A 26480-nucleotide genomic window follows, 5' to 3' on the forward strand; every position below is an offset into this window, starting at 1 on the left:
ACCTGACCGGGAGCGCTCCCTCGCAGCACGCTTCCCGGAGGAAGTCCATGACCGACGTGGTCATCCGCGCGCTCGACGCGAGCGCCGCCGATCTCTTCGACACCCTGCCCGACCCGCTGGGCGCCCGTGAGGGCCACAAGCGGACCCTGCACCGCCCCGAATGGAAACGGGTGGCCCTGCGCGACGGCAAGGTCGTCGCACGCGGCGCCTGGTGGGGCGGCCCCGACGACACCGAGCCCGTCACCCTCAACTGGTTCGACGTCGCGGAGGGCGAAGAGGAGGCAGGCGCCGCACTCCTGCGCTCCGCGCCCTGGCAGGTGGAACTCGAACTGAACCTGCCCGCCGGCTGGCGCGACACCCCGGCCCTGCGCACGGCCGCCGAGACCTGCTTCACCGCCGCCCGGAAGGCCGGCTACGACCTCCTGGTCGAACGCCTGGTGTACCGGTGGACCCCCGAGAACGGCCTGCCCGAGCGACCCGGGCGCCTCGTCTTCCGGGCCGAACCGGACGACGCCGTGTTCTTCGACGCGCTGCGCCGCATCCACTCCGTCACCCTGGACGCCCACGCGCTGAAGGCGATCGAGGAAGGCGGACTCGACCGGGCGGCCCAGGAGGAACTCGACTTCTTCCACTGGTGCCCCTCGCCACGCGAGTGGTGGCAGGTCGCCTGCACACCGGAGGGCGAGCCGGCCGGCATCCACATCCCGGCCCACAACCCGTCGGGCCCGTGCATCGGGTTCATCGGGGTCCTGCCGGACCAGCGGGGCCACGGCTACGCCTACGACCTCCTGGTCGAGTGCACCCGCTTCCTGGTCGAACAGGGCGCGGAGTTCGTCGCCGCCGCCACCGACCAGGGCAACTTCCCCATGGCCACGAACTTCGCCAGGGCCGGATTCCCGGTGGTCAGGGAACGGCTCAACTTCCACCCGGTGTAGGCGGCTGCCCGGCGGCGACGCGGACTAGCGTGCGCCGCCGTTCAGCAGATCGTCGGCCGCCGTGAGGATCTCCGTGACACGGAGGCCGAACGCCGCGTCGCACGCGTGCGGACGGCCGGTGCGGGCCGCGGTGAGCAGAGCGTCCGCGGCGCGCATCAGGGCGGGGACGGCTCCGTCGGTGCTCTCCGGCAGGACCGCGACCCCGGCCTCTCCCCTCAACTCCAGAGCGGCACCGGCCGCCGCGGGCGGTGCCGTCAGGCTCAGAGTGAGCGTGCTCGACGCGCCGCCGGCGTGGTCGAGCACGACATGCACCGTGTCCCCGGGACCGTACGCCGCCGCCGTCACGCGCCGCGCGTCGCCGAGCACCGGCAGCAGCACGGACAGGGCGTGCGGCCCGACGTCCCACAGGGCGCCCTTCTCCCGCCGCCACGGCGTCGCGAAGGGACTCTCGCTGGTGAACACCGCCCCGAGCCACTGCGCCCGCCCCGTGAACCAGCCCGGCACTCCCGCCTGCTCGGCGATCCACGCCTGAGGCTCCGGCTGGAAGCGGGTCGTGAAGAACACGACCGAGGCGACCCCCGCCTCCTCGACGGCCTCGACCACGGCCCGCCCCTGCTCCACCGTCGGCGCGAGAGGCTTGTCGAGCAGCAGATGGCACCCGGCCCGGGCGGCACGAGCGGCCAGCTCCGCCTGCACCTGGGGAGGCAGGGCCACGGCGACCGCGTCCACGTCGGCGAACAGTTCGTCGACATCGTCGTACACTGGCACGCCGTGCCGCTCGGCCAACTCCTTCGCCGCCTCGGGGCGGCGGCCCCACACCCCGGCGAAGTCCAGCTTCTCGTGCCGGCTCAGTGCGGGTGCGTGTGCCATCTGCGCCCACGGTCCGGTGCCCAGCAGTCCTATCCGCATGCCGCCGCCTCTCCACGGTGCCTGAACGAAGAGAGTGCCACACGAAAGGGACCGGCGACCGGGAGGGCCGCACAACAAGAAAGGCAAGGAGCTGTCTCCTTGCCACTCTCAACTTATAGCGCACAGGGGGTCTTGCGGCAAGGCCCCCATCGTGCCGCAAACTGTCCGGCCTGAGCCCAGGACCTGCGGAAACGGGAGCATGACGTGACCCCCTTGACCACGAGCGCGTTCGATCTTCCCGACCGCCTCTCCCACAAGACCGACCCCGCACTGATCGCCGGGGACGAGCGGCAGTTCGCCGCCATCGCCGAGTGCCTGGAGCAGTCGATCGCCGAACTGTCCGACCGGCTGGAGGCCGAGCGCAGGGCGCCCGGCGGCATGGGCCGCCAGGCGATGGACCGGGACGCGGAGATCCACCGGCTGACCGGCCGCCTGCGCGCACTGCGCCGCTTCGGACTGGACCTGTGCCTCGGGCACATGGCCGGTGCCGACGGCTCCGAGCCCGTGTACGTGGGACGGCTCGGCCTCACGGACAGCGAGGGGCGCCGGCTCCTGGTCGACTGGCGTTCCCCCGCGGCCGAGCCGTTCTTCGGAGCGACCCACGCCGACCCGATGGGTTTGGCGAGCCGCCGCAGGTACCGCTGGACCGGCGGCCGGATCAGCGACTACTGGGACGAGGTGTTCACCGCGGACGGCATCTCCGGGCACGCCGCGCTCGACGACCAGTCCGCCTTCATCGCCAGCCTGGGCACCGACCGCTCGCCCCGGATGCGGGACGTGCTCGGCACCATCCAGGCCGACCAGGACGCCATCATCCGCGCGGGCTCCCGAGGCGCCCTCGTTGTCGACGGCGGCCCCGGCACCGGCAAGACCGTCGTCGCCCTGCACCGCTCCGCCTACCTCCTCTACTCCGACCCCCGCCTCGGGCAGCACCGCCGGAGCGGCGTGCTCTTCGTCGGCCCGCACCGGCCCTACCTGTCCTACGTCTCCGACGTCCTGCCCGGCCTCGGTGAGCAGGGCGTGCAGACCTGCGTCCTGCGGGACCTCGTCGACGAGGGAGCCGCGGCGGGGACCGAGGCCGACCCGGACGTGGCACGCCTGAAGTCGTCCGCGGACATGGTCAGGGCCATCGAGAAGGCCGTCGGGTTCTACGAGGAGCCGCCCACCGAGGCGCTGACGGTCACGACCCACTGGTCCGACGTCCACCTCGGCGCCCGTGACTGGGCCGTGGCCTTCGCAGCGGCGGAGCCCGGCACTCCGCACAATGAGGCGCGCGACCAGGTCTGGGAGGAACTGCTCACGATCATCGAGGACAAGCACGACGGCGACGTGCCGGCGGCCCTCCTGCGCAGATCGCTGCGGCAGAACAGGGAGCTGCTCACGGTCTTCAATCGTGCGTGGCCGCTGCTCGAAGCGACCGATCTCGTGTCGGACCTGTGGTCGGTGCCTGCCTATCTGCGGATGTGCGCGCCCTGGCTCAGCCGGGACGAGGTCCGGACACTGCAGCGCGCGGACGCCCGGGCCTGGACCGTGTCCGATCTGCCGATCCTGGACGCCGCACGGCAGCGGCTCGGCGACCCGGAAGCGGCCCGGCGCAAACGCCGGAACAAGGCCGTCCTCGCCGGCCAGCGCGAGCACATGGCGCGGGTCGTCGACACCCTGATCGAGGCCACGGCCAACTCGGGCGCCGACGGTGACGAAGGCGAAGGCCTGGTGTCCATGCTGCGCGGCGAGGACGCCCAGGTCAGCTTGGTCAACGAGGCCGAACTGGCCACCGCCGAGCCGGACGTGCTCGCCGGTCCCTTCGCCCACATCGTCGTGGACGAGGCCCAGGAACTGACCGACGCGGAATGGCAGATGCTGCTGCTGCGCTGCCCGTCCCGGAGCTTCACCATCGTCGGGGACCGCGCCCAGGCCCGGCACGGCTTCACGGAGTCGTGGCGGGAACGGCTCGAACGGGTCGGGTTCGGCCGGATCGACCTCGCCTCGCTGAGCATCAACTACCGCACGCCGGAAGAGATCATGACGGAGGCCGAACCGGTCATCCGGACGGTGCTCCCGGACGCCAACGTGCCGGTCTCCATCCGCAGCGGCGGCGTCCCGGTCGTCCACGGGGCCGTCGCGGAGCTGAGTTCGATCCTCGACAGCTGGCTGGCCGACCATGCCGAGGGGATCGCCTGTGTCATCGGCGATCCCACCTTCCGGCCCTCCTCCCCCCGCGTCCGGTCGCTGACCCCGGAGCTGTCTAAGGGGCTGGAATTCGACCTGGTCGTCCTCGTCGACCCGGAGGACTTCGGCACCGGCATCGAGGGAGCGGTCGACCGCTATGTCGCGATGACCCGGGCGACCCGGCAGCTCGTCGTCCTCACGAGCCCGGTCCCTACGCGGCGAACTCCTTCCGGAGACGGTCCAGCATGAACGCCGACGACTCCCGGGCCCGCTCCTCCCAGGCGAAGACACAGGCCGTGGCGACACCGTCGAAGCCCAGTTCGCGCAGCGTGCCGAAGAAGATGTCCCAGTCGACCTCGCCCTGACCGATGTCGAGGTGCTGATGGATCCGGGCCGGTGTGCCCGGCGGGTTGAGGATGTACCGCAGACCGCTGGACCCCTTGTGGTTGAAGGAGTCCGCGACATGCACGTGCTGGAGCTTGTCACCGGCGTAGCGCATCATCGCCGCGATGTCAGCCGTCGGGTCGGAGCCCGAGAGATGGAAGGTGTGCGGGGCGCAGTACAGGTAGTTCACCCACGGCTTGTTGATCGCGCGGACGAGATCGACGGCCGGGGTGTTCTCCTCGCAGAAGTCGTCCGGGTGGGCCTCCAGGTTCAGGGCGAGGCCCTCCCGCTCGAAGACCGGCAGCAACTCCTCCAGCGAACGCCAGAAGGCGGACTCGCTCTCGGCGGCGCGCTCGGGCCGGCCGTTGAACTCCGAGTTCATCAGGGGACATTCGAGATCCACGGTGATCTCGATCATCCGCTTCCAGTAGCGGACGGCCGTCTGCCGCTCGGTCTCGTCCGGTGAGGACCACCTGTACAGCGGCAGCACCGAGGACAGCCGCACACCGTGGCGGCGCAGTGACTCCTTCAGCTCCGCCACCCGCGCGTCGTCGGCCCGCGGGTGCAGGAAGAACGGCATGAAGTCCTCGCGGGGCGACAACTCGATGTGTTCGTAGCCGAGTTCGGCGACCGTGCGCACCATCTCGTCGATCGGCAGGGCACGGAACATGTACGGGTCGAGGGCGATCTTCACGCGGTGCCTCCGTAGAACGCGGGGCGGGGCTTGATGTCGACGGTGACGGTCTCTCCGCCGCCGGCCTCCTGGGACCGGACGGCGGCGTCGGAGATGACGGTGGCTGCGTAACCGTCCCAGGCGGACGGCCCGCTGGGCTCGGTGCCGGCCGCCACGCCGGCGACCCACTCGCGGAACTCCGTGTCGAAGGCCTCCGCGAACCGGTCCCTCCAGTCCTGCGGCACACCTGTGCCGTGCCGGGCCGCGGTGCGGATCCCGACGGCCGCCGGGTCGGGCAGCCGGACCAGGCCGTCCTCGCCCACGACCTCGCACTGGATGTCGTAGCCGTACTGGCAGTTGACGAAGACCTCCAGGTCGATACGGACACCCTCGCGGGTCTCGAAGATCATGATCTGCGGGTCCTTGAGGTGACCGAACCGCTTGCTCGTGGCGCGCGGGGTGACCACCTGGGCGGAGACGATCTCGTCGTCGAGCAGCCAGCGCAGCACGTCGATCTCGTGCACGGCCGTGTCCTGCGCGGCCATCGCGGAGTGGTACGACTCCGGGACGGTCGGGTTGCGGTGGGCGCAGTGCACGATCAGCGGGGCTCCGAGCGAGCCGGTCGACAGGACCTCCTTCATCTGGCGGTAGCCGGCGTCGAAGCGGCGCATGAAGCCGACCTGCACCAGTCGGCGGCCGTGCGCCCGCTCGGCCTCGACGATCCGCAGACAGTCCTGCGCGGTCGTGGCCAGCGGCTTCTCGCAGAACACCGGCTTGCCGGCCGCGATCGCGTTCAGGACGTGCTCGGCATGGGTCGGCCCCCACGAGGTGACGAGGACGGCGTCCACATCGGGGGAGGCGACCAGATCCGCGCCGGTGGGCAGCGCGGTGGCACCGACCCGGGCCGCCACCTCGGCGGCACGCTCGGTGTCGACATCGGCCACCGCCGTGACAGTGGCCCCGGTGACGACCTCGGTGAGCCGCCGGATGTGGTCCTGGCCGATCATTCCGGCGCCGATGACGCCTACACGTACGGTCATGGTGAACTCCTTGGAAGGGGTCAGGAAAAGCGCGCCCGGAGCTCCGCCTCGAGCGTCTCGAGGGTGCGGCCCTTGGTCTCGGGGACGTACAGCTTCACGAAGGTGAGGGACAGCAGGCCCGCCACCACGAACAGGAAGAAGGTGTTGGAGATCCCGATCCCGGAGACCAGGGACGGGAAGACAAGACCGATCACGAAGTTGGTCAGCCACAGCACCACGGCCGCGACACCCATGCCGAAGCCGCGCATCCGCATAGGGAAGATCTCCGACAGCATCAGCCAGGTCACCGGCGAGATCGCGCCCTGCTGGAAGGCGAGGAAGGTGACCGTCATCGCGAGTACCGCGAACGCCCGCGGATCACCGGACGGCAGCACCAGAGAGAACACGCCGATCAGCAACAGGGCCACCGTCGTGCCGAGCTGGCCGGTCATCAGCATCGGCCGGCGGTTGACCCGGCCGAGCAGCCAGATGCCGACGAAGGTGGCCAGCACCGAGATCACACCGTTGGCGATGTTCGCCGTCAGCGCGCTGTCGGCGGCGAAACCGGCGTCGGTGAGGATCTGCGTGCCGTAATACATGATCGTGTTGACGCCGGTGATCTGCTGCACGATCGCGATGCCGAACCCGACGAACATCAGCTTGCGCACCCACGGCGTGCTCTTGATGTCCTGCCAGCCGCCGAGCTTCTCCCGCTCGTCCTTGACGGCGAGCGCGGAGACCTCCTTCAACTCGGCCTCGGCCCGGGCCCGCGACCGCACCTGCCTGAGGACTTCGAGGGCCTCGCCGAAACGGCTCTGGGAGGCCAGCCAGCGCGGGCTCTCCGGCATCACCAGCATGCCGAACCAGAGCGCCACCGCCGGCAGCGTCGCGATGACCAGCATCCAGCGCCACACGCCGCCGGACTCGCCGCCGACCTGCGCGATGATCGCGTTGGACGTGAACGCCAGCAGCTGACCGGAGACGATCATCAGCTCGTTCCGGGTGACCAGGGCACCGCGCCGCTCGGCGGGCGACACCTCCGCGAGATACACCGGTACGGTCACCGACGCGCCGCCGACCGCGAGACCGAGCACGAACCGTGCCACGATCATCACCTCGGTCGTCGGGGCGAGCGTGCAGCCGAGCGCGCCGACGAAGAACAGCACGGCCAGCAGCAGGATGTTGCGCCGCCGTCCGCGCGCGTCCGACAACCGGCCGCCGGTCACCGCGCCCAGCGCGGCCCCCAGCAGCAGCGAGCTGGTGACCATGCCCTCGGTGACCGGGGTCAGGCCGAGGTCGTCGGTCATATAGGGCAGGGCGCCGTTGATGACGCCCGTGTCGTAGCCGAAGAGCAGACCACCGAACGTGGCGATGATGGTGATCATTCGCAGCCGCCGGGAGACCGCCGGCGGGGTCTGGTCCGCGACGCCGGTGGCAGCCGGAGCCGGGGCCGGGTCGGAGGCTGGTGTCGTGTCGTCCCTGAGGTCCATGGCCGCTCCTTACCTGTCGATGGCGGGGCGGCGGGTACCCGGAAGACCGCAGCCGACCAGGTGCTCACGGGTGCCGACCTCGATCGGCAGCGGCACCTCGGGAGCGCACGGGTACAGGTCCTGCTCGACGATCACGAACAACTCGGCTGCGAGTTCTGCCAGTTCACCCACCACATCGGCCGGATCCGGCAACCCGGCGAGCGGCGACACGCACACCCCGCGCCGCACGGCCTCACCGAAGGGCAGATCCTCGGCCGCGACGTGCCCCGTGTCCAGGCACAGGTGGGTGTAACGCCTGTCGGAGGCGAGCATCTCGTCCCACGCCTCGGGCCGAGAACCGGGGGCGGAGCCGAGGCGCAGGTTGCCGACGGTGGTACGGAGAGGGACGGGCGCCGTTGCCATGGTCAGTGTCCTTGAGGGGAGAGGGAGAGGGTGCCTGAGCGATGTGACGCGCGCTACTAGCGCGCTCTAGTCGAGTACGATGACCCCTGTCCAAATGTCATGTCAATAGGTGGTCGCTGGATGATTGCGGGGCACCGAGACCGGATCCCCGCGGGGGACACCCCGTAAGGTGGGCGCCGTCGGAGGGTGGGTTCACAGGTGGATGCATCGGGCAGGCAGCGGCCCACGATGGCGGACGTCGCCGAGAAGGCAGGCGTCTCCCGCGCGCTCGTCTCGATCATCTTCCGCAACCAGGCGGGAGCCGGCCGGGAGACCCGGGAGCGGGTCCTGCGCGTGGCCGACGAGATCGGCTACCGGCCCGACAGCGCGGCCCGGCTGCTGGCCCGCGGCCGGAGTCGCACGCTCGGCGTCATGTTCGCCGTGCACCAGACCTTCCACACGGATCTCATCACCGGCATCTATCCCGAGGCCGAGCGGCTCGGGTACGACGTCCTGCTCTCCGGCTCCACTCAGGGGCGCAGCGAGGCGAAGGCGGTCGAGGCGCTGCTCAGCCACCGCTGCGAGGCGGTGATCCTGCTCGGCCCGGACGCCCAGCCCGGCTACCTCGGCGAACTCGGGCAGCGCACGGTCACGGTCTCGGTCAGCCGCCGCGTGCCCCAGGCCCATGTCGACTTCGTACATTCCGCCGAGGGCAAGGGCGTCCGGCAGGCCATGGACCATCTCGTGGAGCTGGGGCACCGCCGGATCGTGCACATCGACGGCGGACGCGGTCCCGGTTCGGCGGAGCGGCGGCGTGCCTACCGTGCCGCGATGCGCCGCCACGGGCTGGAGGACCGGGCGCGGGTGATTCCCGGCCATCACACCGAGGAGTCCGGTGTCGAGACCGGCTGGCTGCTCCTGGCCGAGCGCGACAGCGGGCGGCCGTTGCCGACGGCGGTGCTCGCCGGCAACGACCGCTGCGCGATGGGTCTGCTGATGTCCCTCACCCGGGCGGGCATCGAGGTCCCGCGCGATCTGTCCGTCGTCGGCTACGACGACAGCCACCTCTCGCACCTGATGCCGATCGGCCTGACCACGGTCCGTCAGGACGCGGTCCTGATGGCCGAGCACGCCGTCCGCTTCGCCGTCGAGCGTCTGGAGAACGGGGAACTGCAGCCGCGTGAAGCGGTACTGGACCCGAAGCTGGTGGTGCGGGGGACCAGCGGGCCGGCCCCGGCGGAGTAGCTTCGTCGCCATAGCCGCCCATAGCGGCTCAGGTCCGCCCAGGGCCGCTCTAGCTGTGCTGATCGGACAGGTTGGTGACGCGGCTGGCTGGTGTTTGGCCGCTGATGCCGGTGTGGGGTCGGTGGTAGTTGTACCAGTCCAGCCAGTCGGGAAACGCGGCCTGGCGCTCGGCATCTGAGGTGTAGGGACGCTGGTAGGCCCACTCGTCGAGCAGGGTGCGGTGGAAGCGTTCGACCTTGCCGTTCGTCTGGGGCCGCCAGGGGCGGGTCCAGCGGGGGCCGATGCCCAGGTCTTGGCAGGTGTCGCGCCAGGTGTTCTTGGTGTAGGCCCAGGCGTTGTCGGTCAGTACGCGTTCGACGGTGACGCCCTGGCTGGCGAACCAGGCGGTGGCCCGGCCCAGGAAGGCCGCGCAGGTGGCGGCCTTCTCGTCGGGCAGGTCTTCGGTGTAGGCCAGGCGGGAGTGGTCGTCCAGGGCGGTGTGCAGGTAGGCGTATCCGGCGCCGTTGCGGCGGTCTTTGTTCGGGCTGCCTGCTGCCCGGCCCAGTACCTTGTGGCCGCCGCCATCAGGGATGCGGCCGAGTTTCTTGACGTCGATGTGGACCAGTTCGCCGGGCCGGGCGCGTTCGTAGCGGCGGACGGGTTCGCCGGTGGCCCGGTCGCAGGCGGCCAGGGCGGGCAGGTGGTGCCGTTGCAGGATGCGGTGGGCGGTGGAGGCGGCGATGTTGCAGCGGGCGGCCAGCCGGACCGGTCCGATGCGATGTTCGCGGCGCAGGCGCACGACCTGTTCCTCGACAGTGTCCGGGGTGCGGCGGGGCTGGTGGTGCGGGCGGCTGGAGCGGTCCTGCATCCCGGCGGGGCCGTGCTTGCGGTAGCGGCTTGCCCAACGTGCCGCGGTGGTGTGGCTGACCTGGAAGCGTTCCGCGGCCCGCCGGAGCGGCCATCCGCCGTCGACGACACACCGGGCCAGACGCAGCCGGCCGGTCGCGGTCAGCGGGGCATTACGGTGGAACAACGAGGGCCTCCTGGGCATCGGTGCAGACTTCGCAATCCACACCGAACCCAGAGGCCCTCGCTCCGTTCAAGGACCACTCAAGGCGTGTCGCCTGTCACCAACGTCCCGGGACAGCACATCTAGCGCGTCCCCTTCTTCGCGAACTCCGCGATGGTGTCGGCGTTGTCCTTCGTGATGAACGCGGGGCCGGTGAGTACGGGAGCCGTGCCGCCGCCGCTGAAGTTGCCGTTCGTCCTGTACAGCCACAGAGCGTCGACGGCGAGATAACCCTGGAGGTAGGGCTGCTGGTCGACGGCGAACTCGATGTCGCCCCTCTGGACGGAGGCCACGAGGTCCTTGTTGAGGTCGAAGGTGGCGACCTCGGCCTCGCTGCCCGCGTCCCGTACCGACTGCACGGCGGCCAGGGCGATCGGGGCGCCGAGCGTGACCACCTGGTCGATGGTGGTGTCCTTCTGGAGCTTGGCGGTCAGGGTCGACTTCACGGAGGGCATGTCGGTGCCGTTGACGTACAGGTTCTCCGTGGTGCCCTTGAAGCCCTGCTTCAGACCGGCGCAGCGTGCCTCCAGCGCGACCTGGCCCTGCTCCTGGATCACGCAGACGGCGTGCTTGGCGCCCAGCTGGTCGAGGCGCTCACCGAAGGCCTGGCCGGCGAGGTTCTCGTCCTGGCCGAAGTACTCGAGCATGCCGAGTTCCTTCCAGTCGTCCAGGCCGGAGTTGAAGCCGACGACCGGGATGCCGGCCGCCTTTGCCTTGGCCACCGCGCCCTTCATGGCGTCCGGCTTGGCCGCGGTGAGCGCGATGCCGTCGACCTTCTGGTCGATGGCGTTCTGCACCAGGTTGGCCTGGTTGCCGGCGACCGGGTCGCTGGAGTAGACGAGCTTGATGTTGTCCTTCGCGGCAGCGGCTTGCGCGCCCTTGCGGATCAGGTCCCAGAAGGTGTCGCCGGGCGCCGCGTGGGTGACCATGGCGACGGTCATCCGCGGGGTGGTGGCCTTGCCCGCCGCGGCGTCGGTGCCCCCGGTCTCGGACTGCTTCCCGCCGGAGCCGCTGGAGCAGCCGGCGGCGAGCAGCGCGCCCACGAGGGCGGCGGCGGTCAGGGCTGCGGGTCTGTGGTGTCTGCGCATGTCGGATGCACCTCACTGTGCGGGGAGGGGGCGCCGCGCCCGGTCCGGGGAGGCGGGTGGTGGATGGACGCCCGGGGCGGTGCTGGAGCGCGTTACTAGCGCGCTCTAGTGGCAGGTACTATGCGGCCGCCTTCTGGGGATGTCAACAGCTTTGTCAGGACGTACCAACAAAGCGGGGTGGCGGGTGTGCGCAGGCCGGTGCGGCTCCCGGAACGCACTCCCGGTGCACAGCGGAGCCGCCCGTGCGCGCCGGTCTGGGGCGGCGCGCACGGGCGGCTCGGGTCCGGGCGGTCCTGGGCTGTCCCGGTCGGTCCAGGCTCAGCTCTCCGGTCTGCCGATGTTGACCATCCACGGGGTCCCGAAGCGGTCCGTGCACATGCCGAACTCGTCGCCCCACATCTGCTTCTCCAGCGGCACCGACACCGATCCGCCCTCGGACAGCTTCTCCCAGTAGCCGCGCAGCTCGGCGTCGTCGTCACCGCTCAGGCTCACGGAGAAGGGGTTGCCCGGCGCGGACTCCATGCCCGGCGGGTTGTCGGCGCCCATCAGGGTGAAGCCGCTGGTGGTCTGCAGCATGCCGTGCATGATCTTGTCGGCGTTCGGGGCGTCCGCCTGGCCGAAGTCGCCGTAGCTGTTGAGGGTGAGGTTGCCGCCGAAGACCTCCTTGTAGAACTCCATCGCCTGCCGGGCTTCGCCGTTGAAGGTGAGGTACGGATTGAGGCGCGTGACCATGTGAACCTCCCGGAGGGGCAAAAGGGTCATTTGCGCGCAGCGTAGCGCCGTGCACTGACAATGGCTCGCCGAGCGCGTCGCGCAGGGGGCGGGGAGCGGCGTGCGAGGCGGGCGCCCGGAGGCCGGAGCGGACGCCAACCGGCTTGCTAGCGTTGGCCCTTGAGCAGAGGGGGACGGAGACGGCTCATGACATCGACCACCTTCCGCATCGGCGGGGATCTGGACGTACGCCGGCTCGGCTTCGGAGCGATGCATCTGCCGGCCGAGCCCGGTCCCGGCCGGGAGAACGCCCTCGCGGTCGCCCGGCGGGCCGTGGAGCTGGGCGTCACCCTGATCGACACGGCCCACCTGTACGGCGAGGGAGCCAACGAGGAACTGCTCGCCGAGGCGCTGCACCCCTACCCGGAGGGGCTGCTGATCACCACCAAGATCGGTGTCGCGCGTACCGGCCCGGGAGGCGAGTGGAAGTTCGACGGTCGGCCCGGGATCCTGCGCGACCAGGTCGAGCAGGCCCTGCGCCGGCTGCGGGTCGAGCGGATCGAACTGCTCCAGCTGCACCGCATCGATCCCGACACGCCGCTCGCCGACCAGCTCGGCACGCTGCGGGAGCTTCAGACCGAGGGCCTGGTCGGGCGGATCGGGCTGTCGGAGGTCACCGTCGCCGAGCTGGCCGAGGCCCGGGAGATCGTCGACGTCGTGAGCGTGCAGAACCGCTACAACCTCCTCGACCGGGAGCACGAGCCCGTTCTCGCGGCGTGTGCGGCGGCCGGTATCGCCTTCCTGCCGTGGCGGCCCGTGGCGTGGGGGAGGGCGGGGGCCGAGGCCACGATCGCCGCGGTGGCGGCCGACCTCGGGGCCACACCCACGCAGGTCGCGCTCGCCTGGCTCCTCGACCGTGCGCCGGTCGTCCTGCCGATCCCCGGTACGGCCCGGATCGAGCACCTGGAGGAGAACCTCGCCGCGGCGGACCTCACCCTGACGCCCGCCCAGCGCGGCCGCCTCGACCGGCTGGCCGAGGGGGCGGGTGCGGAATCAGGGCCGGAGTAGGCGGAGGCCTGGGCGTCGCGGGGAAGGACGCGCGCCGCGCGGGCAGGAGTCGCGTCCGGGAGGGGGCGGGCTCGGGCCGGGCCCCGGGGCGTCGCACGTGAGACCGCGGGCCTCGCCGGATGCCTGAGGGGCAGGGGCCGGACAGGGAGCGGACCGCAGCAAGACCTTCAGGCACCGCACCGGAGCAAGACCACGCACCGGAGCAAGACCTTATGGCGCCGCACCGGAGCTCACGCCTCGTCGGACCCGGACTCCCCGTTGTTCCAGTCGTACGGGCCCCCGCCGCGCCACTCGATCAGCTCGGTGTCGTCGACGGCCGTGTCATGAGTGGGCAGGCCCTCGCGGTGCAGGAGGTCCAGCACGTCGAACAGGCTGTAGGCGACGCCCATGCGCTCGCCGTGGATGGTCACCAGCCGTCCGCCGTCCGACGCGGGCGGCTGCACGACCACGGGGGGTTGACCGTCCATAGCCCCACCATGCCCCCGAGAACGCCGTTTCGCAGCTCGGCCTGGACCGTTCGTGGGACGAACCGGTACGGTCCCGGGGCCCGGGCCCCCGGCGCCGGATGCGCTGTGCGCCGGTGACAAGGCGCGACCAGGAAACTGAATTCTCGTCAGCACCCCCTGAGGGCCCTCCCGCCACCGCCCTAGCGTCCGTGGCATGGACATGAACCGCAGGAGCAGAGGGAAGTGGCGCGGTGCCGCGCTCGCGGTACTGCTGACCGCCGGGACACTCACGGCCGCCGCCCCGGGGGCCCGGGCCGACGGGGCGCGGACCGAGACGCCCGTCGCGTCGACGTCCCCCGTCACCGGGGTGACCGAGTCGGTCGTACGGGTGAAGGTACCGCTGCCGGAGTCGGCCGGGCCTCGTCCGGCCGCGTGCGACTGGCTGTCGTATCTGCGCTACCGCTCGGCCGACGGGCCCGCCGAGTCGGCCGGCGCGGACCGGATCCTCATCGCCCAGCCCGGCATCCTGGAAGGAGCCGGGGCGTTCGACAGCGTCGCCCGCAACACCGTCACCAGGGCCGCCGAGCAGGGCGCGCACATCGAGTTCTGGGCGCTGGACCGGCGCTCCAACTGCCTGGAGGACCGCACCGGCATCGCCTCCGGTGACCAGCACAGCGCCGTCGACTACTACTACCGCGGCAAGCAGGTCGACGGCCGGACCTTCGACGGCTACGCCGGCAACGGACAGCTCGGCTGGATGGCGAAGCTCGGGATCGAGCAGACCGTACGGGACCAGTACGACCTGCTCACCGCCGAGGTGCCCGACCAGACGCAGCGCAAGCGGAAGGTGCTGTGCGGCGGGCACTCGCTGGGCGGAGTCGTCACCGGGTACTTCGCCGCCGCCGACTTCGACGGAAACCGGGCCACCACGGGGGACGCCGGGTACAACCAGTGCGCCGGCTACTTCGCCCTCGACACGACCGTCTCCACCTCGCTCGCCGACCTCAGCGGGAACCTGCCCGACGACACCAACCTGCCCGACATCGGACTCGGTTACGGCGTGGTCCAGGCCGGGCTGGACAGTGGACTGTTGTCGCGCACGCTGTCCGCGCCGGTGCTGCTCAACCCCGAGACCATGACCCTGCTCGGTATCGCGGGCCTCGGCGCCCTGAAGGATCTGGAGGGTGAGGCCGACCTGCCCCGCTATCTGCCCTCCAACCTCAACGTCGAGGCCACCAACCGCTTCCTGTTCGCCAAGGACACCGCCGCCTTCCTCAGCGGCTCGCCGTCGGTGAAGGACTTCCGGCTCACCAACGGGGCGGTGCTCGGGGCACTGCTGGACGACAACTCCGTACCGCTGGCGTTCCTGCAGACCAGCGTCGGCTTCTTCGACGGCGGGCCCATCGTCGACAAGAGCTTCCCAGCGGCCAACGGCGGTGCGCAGCAGGCCGGTCTGTACGGCACCGCGTACAAGGCCATCCCGGACCGGCCGCAGGGCCCGCTCTACACCTGGCGCAACTACGACCGCGTCGGCGACCCCGACGACCCCGGCCACCGGTCGGCCGACGGCACCCCGTTCACCGGTGCGGGCGAGGAGGTCACCGACATCCGGCAACTGGCCCGCAGCCTGGCCGAGCAGCCGCTGGACTTCACCGAGCAGTACTTCCCGACCAAGCTGGTCACGGACATCCAGCTGGGCACCTCGCCGCAGGTGAAGAAGCTCGTCGTCCATCCGGGCGGGCTCACCGCCAACCCGGTGCTCACCGTCCTCGCCGGTGAGGGGCTGCTGGCCGGCCGGGTGCCGCCCGAGCTGCATCCCGTGGTCGCCGACGGCTACCAGCACCTCGACGTGCTGACCGCCGCGCCCGCGCAGAACGACGGCGGGCCCGAGGTCGTCTCCACCAGCCTCGCCGGGTTCGCCCGGTCACCCCGCTAGACACCGCGAACGGGGCCCGGGAGGAGATCCTCCCGGGCCCCTTGGTGTGCCGGCGAAGCTCAGAGCCTGCCCGCGGCGAACGTGGCGGCCGCGTCGGCGTCGTCGCGGTAGCTCAGATGCGCCCCGACGTCGCCCCCGCCGTTCTCGCAAACGGGGTCGCCCTGGGCACAGAGGTCCAGGGTGCGGCTCTGGTAGGTGCCGGTGACGCTCTTGCCGAGAGCCCGGATCGGGTTGCCGAACAGCAGCACCGCTGCGACCTTCGGCTCGACCGCGGCGGGCAGCGTGGCCACGATGGGACTGCCGACCACCGCGCCCGCGCTGCTGATGCCGATCGAGTTGTCGACGACGTTCGCGCCCTGCGAATAGCCGACGAGAACGAACTTCTGGTTCGGGCAGGCCGCGGCCTGGCTCTTCACATGGTTCACCAGGTCCAGATTGCCCTGCGCCGCCGAGGTCGGGGAGAGGTCGGCGGGATAGTTCACCTTGTAGCCGGCCACGCTTTTGCCCGCTGCTTTCTTCTGCAGCGCGGAAAGCACCGGGTCGCCGACGATGAAGCCGAGAGTCCCGGGCTCGAAGGTGCCGCGTGCCGAGACGAGTTCCACGTCGGAGCAGGCCGCGGCCGAGGCCGGGGGAGCCGAGAGGGTGGCGAGCCCGGCCCCGCCGACCAGCGAGAGCGCGGCGAGACACAAACGGATACGCATGGGGGATCCTCCGCGTGTGAGGCGCGTGGAGCGCCTGCGAAAAAGGACGGCCCGAACGTATTCGCTTTCGCTCACCGGGAGTTATGGACGGGATTATGGAATCCCCGCCGTTTTTTGTCGCCGATTGAGTACGCCGCTGTATGCGGGTGTCAGTCCTGCCGGGTGTGCAGGGATTCCGCGCGCAACGCGAGAATGAGATCGAGGCGGGTGCCCGGGTCGTGCAGGGCGTCCCCGAAGAGCTTCTCCAGCTGGCGCAGGCGGTAGCGGACCGTCTGCGGGTGGATGTGCAGCCGTGCGGCGACGTCCGGCACGTTGCTGCCGCTGAGCAGCCAGGCCAGCAGTGTCTCGGCGAGCCGCTCGCGCTGCCCCGCCGAGACCGTGTCGAGGGGCGCCAGGACCCGCGCCTGGAGCCGCTCCAGCAGCGGTTCGTCGCCGTACAACAGCAAGGTCGACAGATGGTCGGAGCAGCGCTCGACGCCCTGGCGGGGCAGGATGCCGCGCCCCATCAGCCCGAGCGCCCGGGTGGCCAGGCGCAGCGATCGCGTGGCCTCAGTGACCGCTACCGTCGGGCCGATCGCGGCGGGCCGGCCGCGCAGGGCGAGCGTGAACGCCCGGCCGAAGCGGCCCGAGCCGTCCGGGTCGGGCACCAGCATGCGCGGCGGCCGGGACTCCATGTCCACCAGCGCGCCCGCCGCCGCCAGCGGCCGGTCCTCCTCCCGCCGGTCCGGCGCCGCCGCGAGCGCCACCACGGCGACCGTCCGGGGCACCGGCCAGCGCGCGCCGTGGGCCAGATCCTGCACCGCCTCCAGCGCCACCGGACCGTCGTCCTCCAGCAGCAGATCGAGCAACCGTCTGCGACGCCGCTCCAGCTCGTCCGTGCTGCGCAGCTGGGTCTCCGCGTAGCCGGCCGCGGCCGCCTGGGCGACCTCGTGCACGGTCCGGAACGCCAGCTCACCGAGCGCGGCGACGACGGTGGAGTCGAGGCCCAGTCGCTCCGCCGTGGAGCCCATCAGCCGCCAGGCGTGCAGCCCGCCCACCCTCAGCGCGGACTGCAACGCGTCCAGGCTGCGGCCCTCCAGGGCCTCACCGCGCCCCAGTTCGTAGTACGTCGCCGCGATCGCGCCCCCGTCGTCGCGCGGGTCGGCGATGTGGTCGACGAACAGCGTGAGCGCCTGCACCACCCCGGATCGCAGGTTCCTGCGGTACGTCCCGCCTGCGGGACGCGCGTACTCGGGAACCTGACGGCAGACCTCTGCCTCCACCAGGTCGGCGACGGAAGCCAGTTGGGCGCGCAGCAGCTCCGCGAGCTCGGGCGGCACCGGCGGCGCGCCGGGGCGGTTCGGCACGCCGTGCGGGGTGGGCACAGCCATCACGGACACTCCTTTCGACCGGAAGCGGCTCACCCGCGGGCTGTTGCCAGTGGGACGAGTGGGAAGTCCAGTGTTGGACGGACGTCCCCTCCGCTCCGTTCCGTGCCCCGACGGCACCTCCGTCACTCCGGCACGCCCAGCGCACGGGCGAGGACCGGCCACGAGGCCGTGAACTCCGGCTTCCAGTGGGCCCAGTCGTGTCCGCCTCCCCCGTAGAAGTGCGTGGTGGCCGGGACACCCATGAGGGCCAGCGTGCGGGCGAAACCCTGGGTCGAGGGCCACAGGGCGCTCTCCAGAATCCCGGGCAGCGGATCGCCGCCGCCGCCCACTCCGCTGCCCTGCGAGACATACAGGGCGGTGCCGCGCAACCCGGTGGCGCGGGCGCGCGGGTTGAAGTCCCGCCAGGTCAGGAGGTTGAGCACCGGATTGCCCCACAGGGACGCGGCCGGCAGGTTCTCCCGGGCCACGATGGCGTCCATGATGGCGGGAACACCGGGGGCGGTGGTGTCGAGGATGCCGCTGTAGGACGCCGCGGCCTTGAACGCGCCGGGGTGGCGGGCCGCGTGGGCCATCGCGCCGTAGCCGCCGGTGGAGACCCCGGCGACCGCCTGCACGCCGGAGGCCCGGTAGTCCCGGGCGAGCAGCGCCGGCACCTCCTTCACCTGGAAGGTCTCGTAGTCGGGGCCGCCGCGCCAGACGCTGGGGATGCCGGTGGGGCCCGCGTCCGGCATCGCCACGATCAGGCCGCGGCCCTCGGTGAACGCCTCGATGTCCGTCTCGCGGGTCCAGGACGTGTAGTCGTCGTGGGCGCCGTGCAGCAGGTACAGCACGGGATACTTCCGCTCCGGCCGCGTGCCGAAGTCCGACGGCAGTATCAGCCGGACGGGCGCGCTGCGGCCGAGCGCGGCGGAGGGCACGGACACGTCGAGGGTGCGCGCCCCGAGCCGGGTGGCCGCCCCGGCACGGGCCGTGCCGCTCGCGGCCCCGAGCAGGGCGGCGAGGCCTGCGGCGGCCGTCGCTCTGGCGACGGTACGCCGGGACACTCCGGCGGCGGGCTTCGGCGACAGGTCGGACATGGCGGCTCCTCGGGGTTCCGGTTTCAGGGGGCCCGCTCGGCGAGCACCCGGCTCAGATGGGCGGCGATCTCGTCGATGTGCGGCGGATCGAGCAGCGACAGATGGTGACCGGGCACCGGCACGACCTCCAGGCGGGGGCACACCTCGTCCCAGCCCAGCGCCTCGTCGTCCCGCTCGTACGCCGGGTCGCGCACGGTGTGCGGCGCGGGATCGGTGGCGCGGTAGAGAACGACCGGCCCGTCGTGGCCGCCGGGCCGGTGCGCCTCCCCGATGCCCAGGTCCAGGTAGGAGGCCCGCTGGTGCTCCAGCGCGGCGGGCGGCACGTCGACGGCCTCGCACAGCGCCCGCAGCACGGTGTCGATACGGGCCTCGTCGTCGTCCATGGCCACCAGGTCGTCGTACGGCAACTCCAGCCGCACGCCGTAGGTGTCGGCGACGTGGCGGGCGAAGCCCTCGAAATGCGTCCGGATCCGGTCGGCGGGCGTCAGTCCCGGCCGGGGGAGAGGGCGTACGGAGTCGATGAGCACGACCAGCCGCACCTCCCGCCCGGCGGCGGTCAGCTGCCGCGCGGTCTCCTGGGCGACGAAGCCGCCGAAGGACCAGCCGCCCAGTACACAGGGCCCGTCGGGGTGAGCGGCGTTGATCGCCTCGGCGTAGCGGCGCGCCTTCTCCGGCACGGTCCGGGCCTCCTCGATCCGCTCCAGCCCGTACACCGGCCGGTCGTCCCCGAGCCGTTCGGCGAGCGTGCGGTAGACGGTGACCGGCCCGCCGGCGGCGTGGACGAGGAACAGCGGGGGCCGTGAACCGGTGGCACGCAGTGGGCGAAGCGGGGAGTCCTCGCGAGGGAGGGTCTGCCGGATCCGGTCGGCGGCGTCCTCGACGGTGGCGGCGGCGAAGAGATCGCGCAGGGGCAGTGCGACGCCGAACTCGCGCTCCACCGCGGTACGGACGCGGACGGCCATCAGCGAGTCCAGGCCCAGGTCGGCCAGAGCCGTGCCCGGGGTGATCCGGTGGGGCGGGTGGCCGGTGACGGCGGCGATGTGCCGGGTCAGTCGGGCCAGGACCGAAGCGGGCTCCGAGTGTTCCGTCGCTTCAGGGTGAGGTTCCTCCATCACCGGCTCGGGGTGTGGCCGGCCGTCCGTCCACCAGTGCCGTACATGCCGCCAGCGGGGCAGGGGCAGGTCGACGACCCGGCCGGGCGGCACGGGCAGCCGCCCGCCCGCGACGTACAGGGCACCGAGCTGCCCCGCGAACGACTCCGAACCGTCGGCGTCCCGGCGCAGGGTGGCCAGGGCGAGGGCGCCGGGCACGGTGTCGGAGACGGCCCCCGTCAGGACCGGATGGGGCGAGATCTCGACGAACGCCGTGTGGCCGTCGGCCGCGGCCGCGGCGAGCGCCCGGTCCAGACGGACGGGCCGTCGCAGGTTGGCCGCCCAGTGCTCGGCGCCGAACCCGTGGTCGCCGCGCGGGTCGTCGAGGACGGTGGAGTAGACGGGGACACGCGGCCGCCGCCCCGGGATACCGGCCAGTGCGTCGACGAGCTCCGGCAGCAGCGGGTCCACCTGGGGCGAGTGCCCGGCACCGACGACCCGCATGGCCCGCGCCGCCCGGCCCTGCCCCTCCAGCCGGCGCACGAGCCCGGCCACCGCCGCCTCCTCTCCCGTGACGACCTTCTGCCGGGGCGAGGAGTGCACGGCGACATGTACTCCCGGGAAGTCCCGCCCCAGAGAGTCCAGTTCGGCGTCGTCCAGGTCCACCACGGCCATCGCGCCGCCGCTCAGCCCGCTCAGCAACCGGGCCCGTACGGCGATGACCCGCGCCCCCTCCGTCACGTCCAGCGCGCCCGCGCACACGGCCGCCGCCACCTCGCCCATGGAGTGGCCGATCACCGCGGCGGGCTCCACCCCGTACGAACGCCACAGCTCGGCGAGGGCCAACTGCAGCCCGAACAGGACGGGCTGGGCGACCTCCAGGCGGTCGAGACCGGCACCGGACGACAGGTGGTCGTACAGGGACAGGCCGCACTCCGGGGCGAGGTGCGGGTCGAGTTTCTCGACGGCGGCGGCGAACGCGGGTTCCTCGGCCAGCAGCCGCCTGCCCATGCCCGGCCACTGGCTGCCGTAGCCGGAGAAGACCCACACCGGGCCGGGCCCGACGCGGTCGCGGTCACCGGTCACCAGCCGCGCGTCCGGCTGCCCTGTCGCCAACGCCCCCAGAACGTCGGCCAGTTCGGCACGGTCCCGGGCGACCACGGCGGCCCGTACGGGGCCCCGGCCCGTGCGCCCCGCCAGGGTCCGGGCCACGTCGGCGGGGTGCGCGGTGCCGGCGCGCAGCCAGTCGGCCAGTCGGCCCGCCGTGTCGCCCAGGCGCTCGGTGTCGAGGTCGGAGAGGAGATGGAGGCGGGCCGCGGGCTCCTCGGCCGGCCGGTCCGGGGCCAGGCCGGGCGGCCCTTCCTCCAGCACCACGTGCGCGTTGGTGCCGCCGAAGCCGAACCCGGAGACCCCCGCGACAGCGGTGCCGCCGTAGCGCGGCCAGGGCTCCGGCTCGGTCACCACCCGCAGCCGGTCATCGGAGAGGGAACTGCCCTCCGCACAGTGCAGCGAGGGCGGGATGCCGTCGTGATGCAGGGCCAGCACGGTCTTCACCAGGCCTGCGACGCCCGCGGCCGATTCCAGATGACCGAGGTTGCCCTTCACGGAACCCAGCAGCAGCGGCTGGTCCGGGTCACGGTCCGAGCCGAGCACCGCGCCGAGCGAGCCCGCCTCGATCGGGTCGCCCAGCGGGGTGCCGGTGCCGTGCGCCTCGACGTAGTCGACGTGTGCCGCGGGCAGCCCCGCCCGTGCGTACGCGCTCCGCAGCAGCGCCTGCTGAGCGGCCGGGTTGGGTGCCATGAGGCCGTTCGAGCGGCCGTCGGAGTTGACGGCGGTGGCGCGTACGACGGCCAGGACGCGGTCGCCGTCCCGCTCGGCGTCGGACAGCCGTTTGAGGATCACGGCCGCGCAGCCCTCGCCGCGCCCGATGCCGTCCGCCGACGCCGAGAACGGCTTGCACCGCCCGTCCGGCGCGAGGGCACCCGCTCGCCGGAAGGCGACCGAGACGGCCGGTGACAGCAGCAGGTTGACCCCGGCGGCGATCGCCGTGTCGCTCTCGCCCGTGCGCAGGCTGACACAGGCGTGGTGCACGGCGACCAGCGAGGACGAGCAGGCCGTGTCGACGGCCATGCTGGGCCCCCGGGCGTCCAGGACATAGGAGAGCCGCCCGGCGGTGACGCTCAGGGCGCCCCCGGCCGGCGCCCAGGGATCGACGGCGGCCGGGTCGGCGCCCGTGAGCTGCCCGTACTCAGGTGCGGAGACACCTACGAACACGCCGGTGGCGGTGCCCGCCAGGGACCCGGCCGGTACGGCGGCGTGGTCGAGCGCCTCGTGCACGACCTCCAGCAGGATCCGCTGCTGCGGATCCATCACGGCGGCCTCACGCGGGGTGACGCGGAAGAAGTCCGCGTCGAATCCGGCGATGTCGTCGAGATAGCCGCCGTAGGGGTGCGCGTCCGCGGGCGGGAAGGCGGTGAAGTCGCGCCAGCGGTCCTCCGGGACGCGCCGGATCGCGTCGACGCCCTCGGTGAGCAGCCGCCAGTAGTCGTCCGGGCCGTGCACCCCGCCGGGCAGCCGGCAGCCGATCCCGACGACTGCGACCGGCTCGGCCGTACCGTCCGGCAGCCCGGCCGGCGCAACCGGGGCCGCGTCTGATCCCGGGGTCTGCGCGGCTCCCGTGCCGCACAGCCGCGCCACCAGCGCCTCTCCGGTCGGCGTCTCCCACAGCAGGGTCGGCGGCAGTTGCAGCCCGGTGGCCCGGGACAGCTCACCGGCCAGGGCGACCGCGTCCCGTGACGACATGCCGAGGTCGGCCAGGGGCCGGTCCATCGGGACGGCGCCGGGGGACGAGCCGCACCAGGCCGCCAGCCGCTCGGCGATGAGCCGGCGCAGCGCGCCCTCGTCGACGGGCCTCATCCCGCGGTGCCCGCAGTCGCCGCCCGGGCCCGGCCGCCGTACGCGCCCTCCAGGTACCGGGTCCGGGTCAGCGCCCGCGACACCTTCCCGCTGGAAGTACGCGGCACCGTACCCGGCGGCACCAGGACCACGTCCGCGAGCCGCAGCCCGTGCCGGGCGGAGACGGCACCGCGCACGGCACGCACCACCGCCGGTACGTCGAGCTCGGCGAGGCGCGCGGTGCGCGCGTGCTCCGCCACGACCACCACCCCCTCACCGGCGCCGCCCGGCACGGCGAACGCCGCGAGCCGGTCCCGGCGCACCGCCGGGTCCGCGTCCTGGGCGGTCGCCTCGACGTCCTGCGGATAGTGGTTGCGGCCGTCGACGATGATGAGGTCCTTCAACCGCCCCGTGACGACCAGCTGCCCCTCCAGCACCGTCCCCAGATCGCCCGTCCGCAGCCAGCGGCCAGGACCGGCCGCGGAATCCGCGAACTCCGCTCCGAACACCTCCCCTTGCCCCCGGTTCCAGTAGCCGCGTCCCACGTTCGGCCCCTGCACCCAGATCTCGCCGATCTCACCCTCCGACAACAGGGCCCGCGTGACCGGGTCGGCGACCCGGACCCGCTGGCCCGCCGGGGTGCCGCAGCCCGCCAGCAGCACGGCCCGGGGATCGTCCGGGCGCACGCACAGGGCCTTACCGGCCGCCAGGGCGTCACGGTCGAGCGCGAACCGGGTGAGCGGCTCGCCCGGCCGGGCCGCGCAGACGAACACGGTGGCCTCGGCCAGGCCGTACGAGGGGCAGTGCGTCTCCGGCGCCAGGCCCTGGCCGGCGAACGCCGCGTGGAAACGGTCGGCCGTGCCCGGGCGGACCGGCTCGCTGCCGTTGATCAGCGCGGTGACCCTGTCGAGTCGCAGCCCCTCCTTCTGCTGGTCGGTCACGGTCGCGACGCAGTAGTCGTAGGCGAAGTTGGGCGCGGCGCTCACCACGTTCGGATGCGCGGCGAGCAGCCGCAGCCAGCGCACCGGCTCGTGCAGGAACGCGGCCGGGTCCATGAGGACCGACAGGAGTCCGCGCGTCACCGGGGCCGCGACGCTGAGCACCAGACCCATGTCGTGGTAGAGCGGCAGCCAGCCCACGCAGGTCAGCGGGATGGCGTCGGCACCGTAGGCGGTCAGCGCCTGGCCGGCGTTGGCGACGACGTTTCCGTGGCTGATCTCCACGCCCGCCGGGGCGCGGGTCGAACCGGAGGTGTACTGGAGATAGGCGGTCGTCCCGGCGTCCGGCGCGACGGGCCGCCAGTCGCGGGCGGCGTCGTCGGGCACCTGGTCCGCCAGGACGATCCGCGGTCCGTCGGAACCCAGGAAGTCCCGTACCTCGTCCTGGACCCGGCTCGTGGTCACGACCACCGAGGGGCGGGCATCCGCCAGGACGCCCGCCAGCCGGTCCGCGTGCCCGGGCAGGTCCGGCGGATACAGCGGCACGGCGACCAGCCCCGCGGCCAGGGCCGCGAGGAAGGCGGTCACGTACTCCGTGCCCTGCGGACACAGCAGGGCGACCCGGTCCCCGGGCCCGGCCTGCTCGGCGAGGCGCGCGGCCAGGGCCCGCACCCGTACCTCCAGACGGCGCCAGGTCAGGGTGCGGTGGACGCCGCGGGAGTGCTGTGCCGGATGCTCGACGAAGGTGAACGCCCGGCGGTCCGGGGTGGTTTCGGCCCAGTGCCACACGTACTCCGGCAGCGTCGGGCACGCGGGCGCGAGCGGGGGGCGGCGGCTGTCCATCAGGCGGGGCTCCTCACGGCGTGCATCGGCCTACGAGTCGAGAAGGGCGAGGTCAGAGCGGGATGTTGCCGTGCCGTCGTTCCGGCATCGGCGCGCGTTTGCCGCGCAGGGCGCGCAGCGCGCGGCAGACCTGCTCCCGGGTCTCGCGCGGCGCGATGACGGCGTCGACATAGCCGCGCTCGGCGGCGAGATACGGAGTGCCGTGGGTGCGCTCGTACGCGGCGAGAAGGCGGGCGCGCAGCGCCTCCGGGTCGTCGGACGCGGCGAGTTCGCGCCGGTGCAGCACGCCCACGGCCCCCTCGGCGCCCATCACGGCGATACGGGCGGTGGGCCAGGCGAGGTTCAGGTCGGCGCCCAGGTGCTTGGAGCCCATCACCGCGTATCCGCCGCCGTACGCCTTGCGCACCACCACCGTGACCTTGGGCACCGTCGCCTCGGCGTAGGCGTACAGCAGCTTCGCGCCGCGCCGGATGATCCCGGCCTGCTCCTGCCGTACCCCGGACAGATACCCGGGCACATCGGCGAAGGTCAGCAGCGGGATGCCGAACGCGTCGCAGAACCGTACGAACCGCGCCGCCTTCTCCGATGCGTCGATGTCGAGGACCCCGGCGGCACGCAACGGCTGATTGGCGACCACACCCACCGAGCGTCCCTCGACCCGGGCCAGGGCGCAGATGATGTTCGGCGCGAACAGCTCCTGCACCTGGAGCAGTTCACCGTCGTCCACGACCGCGTGCAGGATGTCCCGCATGTCGTAGGCCTCGCCGAGCCGGTCCGGGACGACCTCGTCGAGCCCGGCCCCGGGCGGGACGTGCCCGGGCGCGTACTCCGGGGGCCGCTCCAGGTTGTTGGCCGGGAGGTACGACAGCAGGTCGCGCACGGTGTCGAGGGCGTCCTCCTCATCGGCGGCCAGGAAGTGGGCGTTGCCGTTGACGGTGTTGCTGGTGCGGGCGCCGCCCAGTTCCTCGGCGGTGGTGCGCTCACCGGTCACCGTCTCGATGACGTCCGGGCCGGTGACGAACATGTGCGAGGCGCCCTCCACCATCACCGTGAAGTCGGTGATCGCCGGGGAGTATGCGGCGCCGCCCGCGCACGGCCCCAGGACGACCGAGATCTGCGGGATCACCCCGGACGCCTTGACGTTGCGGCGCACCAGCTCGGCGTAGAGGGCGAGGGCGGCGACCCCCTCCTGGATGCGGGCGCCGCCGGAGTCGTTCAGGCCGATCACGGGGCAGCCGGTCTTCAGGGCGAGGTCCATCAGGGCGACGGTCTTCTCCCCGAAGGCCTCGCCCATGCTGCCGCCGAACACGGTGGAGTCCTGGGCGAACACGCACACCGGGCGGCCGTCGACCGTGCCGTACCCGGTGACCACCCCGTCGCCATAAGGACGGCGGGCGTCCTGCCCGGCGGGCCGGGCCCGCACGAACTGACCCGTCTCGGCGAAGGAGTCCTTGTCCACGAGCCGGTCGATCCGCTCCCGGGCAGAGAACTCCCCGCGCCTGCGCGGCCCGCCCGGGGCCACCGCCCGGTCCCGGCGTGAGGCCAGCCCGGCGACGCGTTCCGCGGTGCTTCCGCTCACCTCTGTGCTCACAACCACCTCCGAAAGGGCTCTCGACTATGGCAGTGAGGCGGGGAGGTGCCGGGCGGATCACCGTTCTGTGTGGGGGAGTTGAGTCCTTCGACAGGAGGTTTCATCCCCCGGTGACAACAGACCGATCAATTCCAGTCATTTCCACCCTGGGTGAGTAAAACATGTGAATGCTTCAGCGTGGTTCGGGCATACGGAGCGAAAAACAGAGAGAGGGGCGCTACGTGCTCGTACCGGACCGGAAGGTCGTCAGGGAGTTGCTGACGCGGTACGCGTCGCTGAGGATCGCTCAGGCGGAGAGGCACGTGCCGACGGTGGCACGCCAGCTTGAGGACGTCAGCTACACGCTGTGCGTGATGATGGGGACGTCCGTCATCCACGACGCCATCGCCAAGGCCGACACCCTGCTGCTCGCCAAAGGGCGGTCCGAGGCCGCGGAGGCGGACGGGGAGAACGGCTTGACGCTGGTCGGCTGA

Annotated in this window: 20 protein-coding genes and 1 pseudogene; 6 read left to right on the forward strand and 15 right to left on the reverse strand. The window is 72.3% G+C overall.

The window, feature by feature from the left end; all coding sequences use genetic code 11:
* Positions 1 to 47 precede the first annotated feature (47 nt).
* Complete coding sequence (locus ACQEV8_RS41140; protein ID WP_432971645.1) at positions 48 to 935, forward strand: GNAT family N-acetyltransferase; 888 nt, start codon at positions 48 to 50, stop codon at positions 933 to 935.
* Between the two features lie 24 nt (positions 936 to 959).
* Here ACQEV8_RS41140 and ACQEV8_RS41145 read toward each other — a convergent pair whose 3' ends face one another.
* A complete protein-coding gene (locus tag ACQEV8_RS41145; protein WP_432971648.1) occupies positions 960 to 1844 on the reverse strand; it encodes a Gfo/Idh/MocA family protein in 885 nt (294 codons plus the stop codon).
* Between the two features lie 204 nt (positions 1845 to 2048).
* Between ACQEV8_RS41145 and helR the strand changes: the two genes are divergently transcribed.
* Positions 2049 to 4262, forward strand: coding sequence for an RNA polymerase recycling motor ATPase HelR (gene helR, locus ACQEV8_RS41150; RefSeq protein ID WP_432971651.1), 2214 nt, complete (start codon positions 2049 to 2051; stop codon positions 4260 to 4262).
* Here helR and ACQEV8_RS41155 read toward each other — a convergent pair.
* The 4 genes and pseudogenes from ACQEV8_RS41155 to ACQEV8_RS41170 all read right to left on the reverse strand — a co-directional run.
* A complete protein-coding gene (locus ACQEV8_RS41155; protein ID WP_432971654.1) occupies positions 4225 to 5091 on the reverse strand; it encodes a sugar phosphate isomerase/epimerase family protein in 867 nt (288 codons plus the stop codon). The two genes, helR and ACQEV8_RS41155, sit on opposite strands and share 38 nt — an antisense overlap.
* Entirely contained in the window at positions 5088 to 6110 is a 1023-nt protein-coding gene (locus ACQEV8_RS41160) for a Gfo/Idh/MocA family protein (protein WP_432971657.1), read from the reverse strand. Before ACQEV8_RS41160 ends, ACQEV8_RS41155 begins: the two co-directional genes overlap by 4 nt.
* A gap of 20 nt (positions 6111 to 6130) precedes the next feature.
* Positions 6131 to 7579, reverse strand: a complete 1449-nt coding sequence (locus tag ACQEV8_RS41165) for a sugar porter family MFS transporter (RefSeq protein ID WP_432971660.1) — start codon at positions 7577 to 7579, stop codon at positions 6131 to 6133.
* Positions 7580 to 7588: 9 nt separating this feature from the next.
* Positions 7589 to 7915, reverse strand: a pseudogene (locus tag ACQEV8_RS41170) (2-keto-myo-inositol dehydratase); the annotation flags it as partial.
* 294 nt (positions 7916 to 8209) lie between these two features.
* Between ACQEV8_RS41170 and ACQEV8_RS41175 the strand changes: the two are divergent.
* Positions 8210 to 9205, forward strand: coding sequence for a LacI family DNA-binding transcriptional regulator (locus ACQEV8_RS41175; protein WP_432971663.1), 996 nt, complete (start codon positions 8210 to 8212; stop codon positions 9203 to 9205).
* Positions 9206 to 9254: 49 nt separating this feature from the next.
* Here ACQEV8_RS41175 and ACQEV8_RS41180 read toward each other — a convergent pair whose 3' ends face one another.
* The 3 genes from ACQEV8_RS41180 to ACQEV8_RS41190 all read right to left on the reverse strand — a co-directional run bounded on the left by ACQEV8_RS41180 (position 9255) and on the right by ACQEV8_RS41190 (position 12073).
* A complete protein-coding gene (locus ACQEV8_RS41180) occupies positions 9255 to 10217 on the reverse strand; it encodes an IS481 family transposase (protein WP_432971666.1) in 963 nt (320 codons plus the stop codon).
* Positions 10218 to 10336: 119 nt separating this feature from the next.
* Complete coding sequence (locus ACQEV8_RS41185; protein WP_432971669.1) at positions 10337 to 11341, reverse strand: substrate-binding domain-containing protein; 1005 nt, start codon at positions 11339 to 11341, stop codon at positions 10337 to 10339.
* A gap of 318 nt (positions 11342 to 11659) precedes the next feature.
* Complete coding sequence (locus ACQEV8_RS41190) at positions 11660 to 12073, reverse strand: VOC family protein (protein ID WP_432971672.1); 414 nt, start codon at positions 12071 to 12073, stop codon at positions 11660 to 11662.
* 186 nt (positions 12074 to 12259) lie between these two features.
* Between ACQEV8_RS41190 and ACQEV8_RS41195 the strand changes: the two genes are divergently transcribed.
* Positions 12260 to 13120 (forward strand): aldo/keto reductase, encoded by an 861-nt coding sequence (locus ACQEV8_RS41195; protein WP_432971675.1) that lies wholly within the window; start codon positions 12260 to 12262, stop codon positions 13118 to 13120.
* Between the two features lie 230 nt (positions 13121 to 13350).
* Here the strand turns inward: ACQEV8_RS41195 and ACQEV8_RS41200 are convergent, their stop codons facing one another.
* Positions 13351 to 13587, reverse strand: coding sequence for a hypothetical protein (locus ACQEV8_RS41200; RefSeq protein WP_432971678.1), 237 nt, complete (start codon positions 13585 to 13587; stop codon positions 13351 to 13353).
* A gap of 193 nt (positions 13588 to 13780) precedes the next feature.
* On the opposite strand from ACQEV8_RS41200, the gene ACQEV8_RS41205 reads away from it, so the two are divergent.
* The gene (locus tag ACQEV8_RS41205; protein ID WP_432971681.1) at positions 13781 to 15502 is read left to right on the forward strand and encodes a hypothetical protein; all 1722 of its coding nucleotides are present in this window, start codon (positions 13781 to 13783) and stop codon (positions 15500 to 15502) included.
* 59 nt (positions 15503 to 15561) lie between these two features.
* Here ACQEV8_RS41205 and ACQEV8_RS41210 read toward each other — a convergent pair whose 3' ends face one another.
* The 6 genes from ACQEV8_RS41210 to ACQEV8_RS41235 form a co-directional block, all read right to left on the reverse strand.
* A complete protein-coding gene (locus tag ACQEV8_RS41210) occupies positions 15562 to 16203 on the reverse strand; it encodes a cutinase family protein (protein WP_432971684.1) in 642 nt (213 codons plus the stop codon).
* Positions 16204 to 16352: 149 nt separating this feature from the next.
* A complete protein-coding gene (locus ACQEV8_RS41215) occupies positions 16353 to 17573 on the reverse strand; it encodes a PucR family transcriptional regulator (protein WP_432971687.1) in 1221 nt (406 codons plus the stop codon).
* Between the two features lie 122 nt (positions 17574 to 17695).
* Positions 17696 to 18649, reverse strand: coding sequence for an alpha/beta hydrolase (locus ACQEV8_RS41220; protein WP_432971690.1), 954 nt, complete (start codon positions 18647 to 18649; stop codon positions 17696 to 17698).
* Positions 18650 to 18672: 23 nt separating this feature from the next.
* Positions 18673 to 22656 carry a beta-ketoacyl synthase N-terminal-like domain-containing protein gene (locus ACQEV8_RS41225; protein WP_432971693.1) on the reverse strand — a complete coding sequence of 1328 codons (3984 nt, stop codon included), beginning with the start codon at positions 22654 to 22656 and terminating at the stop codon, positions 18673 to 18675.
* Positions 22653 to 24416, reverse strand: a complete 1764-nt coding sequence (locus tag ACQEV8_RS41230) for a fatty acyl-AMP ligase (RefSeq protein WP_432971696.1) — start codon at positions 24414 to 24416, stop codon at positions 22653 to 22655. The genes ACQEV8_RS41225 and ACQEV8_RS41230 overlap by 4 nt, the downstream gene beginning before the upstream one ends.
* A gap of 52 nt (positions 24417 to 24468) precedes the next feature.
* Positions 24469 to 25995 carry an acyl-CoA carboxylase subunit beta gene (locus ACQEV8_RS41235; protein WP_432971699.1) on the reverse strand — a complete coding sequence of 509 codons (1527 nt, stop codon included), beginning with the start codon at positions 25993 to 25995 and terminating at the stop codon, positions 24469 to 24471.
* A gap of 233 nt (positions 25996 to 26228) precedes the next feature.
* On the opposite strand from ACQEV8_RS41235, the gene ACQEV8_RS41240 reads away from it, so the two are divergent.
* Positions 26229 to 26480, forward strand: coding sequence for a DUF5133 domain-containing protein (locus ACQEV8_RS41240; protein WP_432971702.1), 252 nt, complete (start codon positions 26229 to 26231; stop codon positions 26478 to 26480).

Origin of the sequence: Streptomyces sp. CA-179760, assembly GCF_050937045.1 — a bacterium.
Lineage (GTDB): Bacteria > Actinomycetota > Actinomycetes > Streptomycetales > Streptomycetaceae > Streptomyces.

What these genes read in the sequence shown, in the direction of transcription:
- ACQEV8_RS41140 (WP_432971645.1), top strand. Translation starts at nt 48, where the DNA reads ATGACCGACGTGGTCATCCGCGCGCTCGACGCGAGCGCCGCCGATCTC.
- ACQEV8_RS41145 (WP_432971648.1), bottom strand. Translation starts at nt 1,844, where the DNA reads ATGCGGATAGGACTGCTGGGCACCGGACCGTGGGCGCAGATGGCACAC.
- ACQEV8_RS41160 (WP_432971657.1), bottom strand. Translation starts at nt 6,110, where the DNA reads ATGACCGTACGTGTAGGCGTCATCGGCGCCGGAATGATCGGCCAGGAC.
- ACQEV8_RS41165 (WP_432971660.1), bottom strand. Translation starts at nt 7,579, where the DNA reads ATGGACCTCAGGGACGACACGACACCAGCCTCCGACCCGGCCCCGGCT.
- ACQEV8_RS41175 (WP_432971663.1), top strand. Translation starts at nt 8,210, where the DNA reads ATGGCGGACGTCGCCGAGAAGGCAGGCGTCTCCCGCGCGCTCGTCTCG.
- ACQEV8_RS41185 (WP_432971669.1), bottom strand. Translation starts at nt 11,341, where the DNA reads ATGCGCAGACACCACAGACCCGCAGCCCTGACCGCCGCCGCCCTCGTG.
- ACQEV8_RS41190 (WP_432971672.1), bottom strand. Translation starts at nt 12,073, where the DNA reads ATGGTCACGCGCCTCAATCCGTACCTCACCTTCAACGGCGAAGCCCGG.
- ACQEV8_RS41195 (WP_432971675.1), top strand. Translation starts at nt 12,260, where the DNA reads ATGACATCGACCACCTTCCGCATCGGCGGGGATCTGGACGTACGCCGG.
- ACQEV8_RS41200 (WP_432971678.1), bottom strand. Translation starts at nt 13,587, where the DNA reads ATGGACGGTCAACCCCCCGTGGTCGTGCAGCCGCCCGCGTCGGACGGC.
- ACQEV8_RS41205 (WP_432971681.1), top strand. Translation starts at nt 13,781, where the DNA reads ATGGACATGAACCGCAGGAGCAGAGGGAAGTGGCGCGGTGCCGCGCTC.
- ACQEV8_RS41210 (WP_432971684.1), bottom strand. Translation starts at nt 16,203, where the DNA reads ATGCGTATCCGTTTGTGTCTCGCCGCGCTCTCGCTGGTCGGCGGGGCC.
- ACQEV8_RS41215 (WP_432971687.1), bottom strand. Translation starts at nt 17,573, where the DNA reads ATGGCTGTGCCCACCCCGCACGGCGTGCCGAACCGCCCCGGCGCGCCG.
- ACQEV8_RS41220 (WP_432971690.1), bottom strand. Translation starts at nt 18,649, where the DNA reads ATGTCCGACCTGTCGCCGAAGCCCGCCGCCGGAGTGTCCCGGCGTACC.
- ACQEV8_RS41225 (WP_432971693.1), bottom strand. Translation starts at nt 22,656, where the DNA reads ATGAGGCCCGTCGACGAGGGCGCGCTGCGCCGGCTCATCGCCGAGCGG.
- ACQEV8_RS41230 (WP_432971696.1), bottom strand. Translation starts at nt 24,416, where the DNA reads ATGGACAGCCGCCGCCCCCCGCTCGCGCCCGCGTGCCCGACGCTGCCG.